The 337-nt window shown below is 66.8% G+C and carries 1 protein-coding gene; it reads left to right on the forward strand.

Annotated elements, in window-relative coordinates:
* A partial coding sequence (locus IF73_RS0137265; protein ID WP_031016033.1) for an adenosylhomocysteinase occupies positions 1-337 on the forward strand: 337 nt, incomplete at its 5' end.

Genomic DNA, 337 nt, shown 5'->3' on the forward strand with positions numbered 1-337 from the left:
CAAGGACATCATCATGGCGTCCGACATCGCCCGGATGAAGCACCAGGCGATCGTCGGCAACATCGGCCACTTCGACAACGAGATCGACATGGCCGGCCTCGCCGCCGTCCCCGGCATCGTCAAGGACGAGGTGAAGCCGCAGGTCCACACGTGGACCTTCCCCGACGGCAAGGTCGTCATCGTCCTGTCCGAGGGCCGCCTGCTCAACCTCGAGAAGGTCGCCCGCCTCCACCTCGACGCCCTCGGCGTCAAGCTGACCGTCCTCAGCGACGACCAGGCCGCCTACCTCGGCGTGCCCGTCGACGGCCCGTACAAGCCCGACCACTACCGCTACTGA

The sequence above is a fragment of the Streptomyces sp. NRRL F-5727 genome (assembly GCF_000719555.1).
Lineage (GTDB): Bacteria > Actinomycetota > Actinomycetes > Streptomycetales > Streptomycetaceae > Streptomyces.